Raw genomic sequence first — 5,846 nt, 5'->3', positions numbered from 1 at the left:
AAAAAGTATCCCTGACTATCGTTGGAGTTTTATCATCACTTGTTGGATTATATCCTGTGATGTATTTTTAAGGGAAATTGATCTTCCTGAGCCAGGATTTTATCCTGTTTATTTTAGTTTTTATTAAGGTTAGTTCTTTTTTAGAATATTTTAATAATAACTTCCCTCTCCAGATACTTTTGATTTAAACACATCACGAAAGAGCTTGCCACTTAAGGCTGAAAATCCTCCAGTTAAAGCCCCAGGGAGGCAACTAATAAAAATTAGTAGGTAAGTATTTCCTAACTGAAAAAGGGCTGCTATTTTGTTGGTTAAGATGGAATTGGTGGTGTAATCAATACGCCAGGCCATAAACAGCCACAAAAGTCCCACTCCTAAAAAGCCAGTCAAAAAAGATTTAAATGCTTTTTGTTCCAACATGGTATTTACCAAAAAAGCAACCAGGGCTGCCGACCACCATGGAAAATAGAGTTGAACCAGGTAGCAAAAGCCGAAAATCAATATTATCTTAAAAGTACTTTTCATTGTGTGGCAGGCTTTAGGGTTTGATTGAAGTGAAAATCCATTTTAGCAGTGTCGCCAACCTGGAGCAATTGTAAGGGGTAATATTCTCCTTGACTCCATTTATCTACCAAATTAGCATAAAAAGGACTTCCTGGATTTCCACTTTGTCCACCTGGGTATACCCCCCAGGCTTTTAATTCCTCTCCAAATTTAACAATCATCCTCCAGGAAGGACCGCGGTGGCCTTGAGTAGCATTTACAATATGCTTGCCTCCTCCTGAGCGAGTATACACACTCAAAGGTTCCAGGCGGGCCAAATGTTGTATTCGAATTTTACGGTAATCTCCCCATTCAAAATCCTTCTCATTTTCTTTTTTCCATCCTGTTAACTCATCTGTAGCTTTCTCAAAGGAGTCCTGAAGTAAATCCTTCAAAGTTTCTACTTCCGGGGTGGCCAGCACATCAAAAAATACATGTTCGGGGTCTTTTTTCATTAACTCAATGGTGTTATACGCTTGGGGTTTATAAAGAGCAAGGTTGTCCACATCAAATTCATCCCAAATGGAAGCATATAGATGGCGCCACCAACTCCCGTAGATGGATGGAGCTTTTTCGTCCGCATTATTGTAATAATTCCAGTCTTCCAGGATTTGCTTGTTTTCCAAAGCTGGATTGCTGATAATATTGGTGTCTAATAGATTTAAAAATAAGGGCAAACTTTCAGAAGCCTTCAGGTTAAAATTATCATTTTGCAATAACATCATATCTTCTACCGAAATGTTTTCCATCTCATTAAGCCGTTGATTTATTTGTCGGTTTCGATAATTCTCATAGATGTAATCATAAATATAGTAGGGATAGGTAATATCTACCGGGTATTGGTTGGCCGAACTAATATAACCGCGAGGAGGGTTTTTTACGTTCGCATTATGATTTTGAGGGATAAAACCCTGCCATTCCTGGGAGGATTGGCTGCCATCCATAAGAAATTTCCCTTGTCCGGGCCATTTATTCACAAACTTTCCCTGCACCCCCATGGCGATATCCCCATTTGCTGAAGCAAAAGCAAAATTTTGAGCTGGACTTTGGTAATGGGTTAAAGCATTCAAATAATCCTCATAGTTTTGGGCTTTATTCAGCATTTTAAAAGATAATAACTCATTGGAAGGGTCATGTGCAGTCCACCTCAAAGCGAAATTTTGCTGTTTTAATTTTCCCGTAAAATGCTCATCATAAACCACCGGTCCGTAATGCGTATAAACTACAGTATCTATAAAGGAATTTTCCCCACGGATCTTAATTTCTTCAATCTTTTTAGTGCTTTGTAGCCATTTGTCATCATAAGCATATTGTTCCTTATGTTCATCCCTAAACTTGATTTGGTACCAATCCCTGACATCTCTTTTGGCATTGGTGACCCCCCAGGCAATGGAATCATTAAAGCCGATGATAATTCCTGGAGCCCCGGGAAGAGAAGCACCAAAAACATTCATTTCCGGACTGTGTAGTTGCAACACAAACCAAATGGAAGGTAGATTAAAGGAAAGATGAGGGTCATTGGCCAATATTGTAGAGCCGTTTGCACTTTTCTTCGGACTAATGGCCCAATTGTTACTGGCAAGATTTTCTAAAGGCTGGGTCGGGATTTTCGAGATATACCCTTCCGGTATTATGATGGCCTCTTTTTTAATAGGTGCTGGCTTGAAATTCCATCGGGTGCCTTTGGGAATTACCGGGTCCAAATCTTTGGGGACTTCAGGAAAAAGCAATTCAAAATTCTCCTTCCCAAGGAGTTTAAGGACATTGGTGTTCTCCAGGTCTTTATCTTCACCACTTAAATCATCTGCCATATACATCATCAGCAAGCTAGATTTAAGGGGTGTCCATTTTTCAGGACGATATCCTAATAGTTTATATTCAAGAGGTAAATCCCTATAAAATAAATTGTCGATATAGGCATTAACTCCCTTCGCATAGGCTTCAAGAGCCATTAAAGATTCGTTATGACTATTTAGGGATTTTATTTTATTTTTAGCCCCATAAACCATCCCTTTTCTCCTTTGTAGTCGATCAAAATCCAAAGCCTTTTTGCCAACAATCTCTGATACTCTGCCTGCTGCAGCCATGGTTTGAAAATCCATTTGCCAAAGGCGCAATGCTGCTGTTACATAACCTTGAGCCAGATAAGCGTCTTCATCATTGGTAGCAAATATATGTGGGATTAATTGTTCATCGTAGTAAATACTTACTTTGTCCTTAAGGCCATCTATTTTAAGTGAGGATAACTCCGGTCCCTTTTCAGTTTCGGCATTATGCCAAAAACCAGTAAAGGGATTAAGAAAATAACCCAGAGGAGGAACATCTCCGATTTTGATACTAAACAAGATTAATAAGCCAAGGGTAAAAAGAAGGGATAAAGAAAGTCGGACAATTTTCATAGGAATTTCGCTTAAAAGGAGGGTGGCTGGATTAGATTTGTTTTCCTTTTAAAGGGTGCTTTGAACCCTTTAATTATGAATGAGACTCTCCTTGTTGCTTAATATACTATAAATTAACAGATTATGCTCAAAAATTATATTTTCCTGTTTATACTTTTTGGTTTGGAGGGAGGAATATTATTTAGGGAAAACATTATTGAGACTAGATTTTGACGATTAGTGGCTTTATTAAATATTGGTGGGAGTGGAATTTGGATTTAGGATAATTACAGAATTATTATTGAGAAAATTTACTCTGAAAAAGAAATGTAAGGAAATCACCACAAGTATGTTAAGTTTCCAATGTCGATTGAGGAATACAGGAAAAGTGGTTTAATTGACGAAAAGGGGTTAAAAAACCAATTACATGACTAAAGCTGGACGCCCTTCAAATGCGTCCAGCTTTATTTTCGTCAGAAAGAAGGATTCCTCCTTCCATATTTTATTAAAAAAAGTGTGAGGTAAAATGTGGAGTTGGCAATCTATAGCTTAATTGTTTCCTTCCTTTTTTCTATTAGCCAATTGTCCACAAGCGGCATCAATATCTTTTCCACGGCTTCTTCTCACATTTACATTTACCCCTTTATTTTCTAAGTAGGAGGCAAACTGGTCTAAAGTGTCGGCTTTTGTGTTGGAAAAATTAGCCTCAGCAATAGGGTTATATTCAATAATATTGATTTTTACAGGTACTTTTTTGGTTACTTTAAATAACTCTTCAGCATCCTGTAGGCTATCATTGAAATTATAAAAAAGGATATATTCTAAGGTAATTCTAGTTTTTGTCTTTTGGTAAAAATATTGCAATGCCTCAATGAGAACCTTCAGGTTATTTGTCTCATTGATGGGCATAATTTGATTTCTTTTTTCATCATTTGCCGCATGAAGAGAAAGTGCGAGGTTAAATTTAACTTCATCATCCGCCAATTTTTTGATCATTTTGGCAATACCGGCAGTAGAAACAGTGATTCTCTTGGGAGACATGCCTAGTCCTTCAGGAGAGGTGATGTACTCTACGGACTTAATAACATTGGCATAATTGAGTAATGGTTCTCCCATGCCCATGTACACAATATTGGTTAATGGATGCTTGTAGTGTTTTTCAGCTTGGTCTTTTATTAATACCACCTGATCGTAGATTTCAGCCGCTTCAATGTTTCTTTTGCGGTCCATATATCCAGTGGCACAGAATTTACAAGTAAGTGAACATCCAACTTGGGAAGATATACAGGCTGTCATTCGGTCATCTGCCGGAATCAAAACCCCTTCCACTAAATGCGTGTCATGCAGTTGGAAAGCGGATTTGATGGTACGGTCATTGCTGATTTGAAATTCAGCAACCTTTACAGGAAATAATTCAAAATGTTCCTTAAGTAAAGATCTTAAATTTAAAGAAAGGTTGGACATTTCATCAAAACTCCGAGCCGATTTTTTCCAAAGCCATTCTTGAATTTGTTTGGCCCGAAATGCTTTCTCCCCCTTTTCTTTTAGGAAATCCTTCAGCTCCTTATTACTGATTTTCCGAATATCCTTTTTTAATCCTGTTTCAACCATGCTGCAAATATAGGAATATCTCTTTTTAGTCTTACTAAGAACGAAGGCTATTGTGTTATTGGGCTCTCTTAACCTTTTAAATTTTCAGGAGAAAGTGGTAATTGAATATTTTTAAGTTATTTGGAAAAATTGATTTGGATTTGGGGTTAAATTAATACATTCAATGGTAGGGTAATTGGATTTTGAACCAATAATTTTTTTGAAAGTAGGCCTGATTGAAAAAGAAAGAATATATCAGAAATGTAAGCCTTTATATAAAGATGAATAAAATAAAAGGATTACTGTGGGTTCTTATGTTAATTTCTTGTGCCGCAGAAAACCAGAACCTAACCACAACATTTGAGTTTGATCACCCCTTTAAGATAAAAATTGAAGAAACTAGGATTAATGAAGGTAGTGAATTAAGTATTTCTTTCGATCAGGTGCTTGAAGATTCTCGTTGCCCGGCTAATGTGAGATGCATTTGGGCAGGCAACGCTAAAGTTAAATTATGGTTTAATAACGGGACGAAAGAAATTCCTTTTAATTTAAATACCCATAGAGGTGAAGGTTTCAGGCAAGATACCATTATAGATAATATCTACATTAAATTGTTAGGCTTATCCCCATACCCAGGTACTCCTGAATATGAAATGGAGGCATTTCAAGCAGAGTTATTGGTGGAAAGAGATTAAGTGGTTTCTGCACATTCTAATAATATAAAATCCAAATTTTTAGGGGCTTGATTTAGTTTGCTGAGAAACTTTCCCTACTATAAATAACCTAGGTGCGAAGAGGTAATTCATTTCTGGAAAAAAACTAATGTTTAAGTTTCTCAACCTCCCTTCTTCTTAATCGATATTGTACAGGCTAAGGTAATGGTCGTTCTCTTTATTTTTTATTAATATTTTATCGAAGAAAGAGTATGAGTTAGGGGACTAGCCAAAATTTTAATTGGACTCAGACTTATAAACCTAAAAATAGAACTTTTCTTTTTTCTCGGTGAAATAGCCATTTTTTAAAGGGCCTTTTCAAAATTTAACATTCTACTGTTCTCTTTATTTCTAGGTCATTATTAGAGTTATGATTTTAATCAAATACTTCAAAGTGTTTGATATTCTTGTGTTTAAACAAGGTTACTGTTTTTTTTTAGATTATAATCTTAAAATGAGTTTAGAAATAAATTTAGGGTTTTAAATGGTGTCTATTAATTCCTTTAAATTTAATATTGTTGTTTTTTTTGATAAATTTGCTACAAAAATGTATTTAATTAAAAACAAAAAAATGAAAAACCATTACCTATCAAATTTATTTTTTTTATTAATTATTATCATA

4 protein-coding genes are annotated in these 5,846 nt (G+C 35.8%); 1 reads left to right on the top strand and 3 read right to left on the bottom strand.

Annotation, left to right across the window (positions count from 1 at the left end):
- Window positions 1-150: 150 nt before the first annotated feature.
- From E1171_RS09065 to rlmN, 3 genes are all read right to left on the bottom strand, one after another.
- Window positions 151-525 carry a hypothetical protein gene (locus tag E1171_RS09065; protein ID WP_155205689.1) on the bottom strand — a complete coding sequence of 125 codons (375 nt, stop codon included), beginning with the start codon at window positions 523-525 and terminating at the stop codon, window positions 151-153.
- Window positions 522-2,942, bottom strand: coding sequence for a penicillin acylase family protein (locus E1171_RS09060; protein WP_155205688.1), 2,421 nt, complete (start codon window positions 2,940-2,942; stop codon window positions 522-524). Before E1171_RS09060 ends, E1171_RS09065 begins: the two co-directional genes overlap by 4 nt.
- A 528-nt stretch (window positions 2,943-3,470) precedes the next feature.
- Window positions 3,471-4,532, bottom strand: coding sequence for a dual-specificity RNA methyltransferase RlmN (rlmN, locus tag E1171_RS09055; RefSeq protein ID WP_155205687.1), 1,062 nt, complete (start codon window positions 4,530-4,532; stop codon window positions 3,471-3,473).
- Between the two features lie 260 nt (window positions 4,533-4,792).
- Between rlmN and E1171_RS09050 the strand changes: the two genes are divergently transcribed.
- Window positions 4,793-5,206: a hypothetical protein gene (locus E1171_RS09050; protein WP_155205686.1), complete on the top strand. Its 414-nt coding sequence runs from the start codon at window positions 4,793-4,795 to the stop codon at window positions 5,204-5,206.
- Window positions 5,207-5,846: the final 640 nt, after the last annotated feature.

The sequence above is a fragment of the Xanthovirga aplysinae genome, from assembly GCF_009711365.1.
GTDB lineage: Bacteria > Bacteroidota > Bacteroidia > Cytophagales > Cyclobacteriaceae > Xanthovirga > Xanthovirga aplysinae.
The sequence above is the reverse complement of the archived record's forward strand: the minus strand, read 5'-3'. Positions and strand labels throughout refer to the sequence as shown.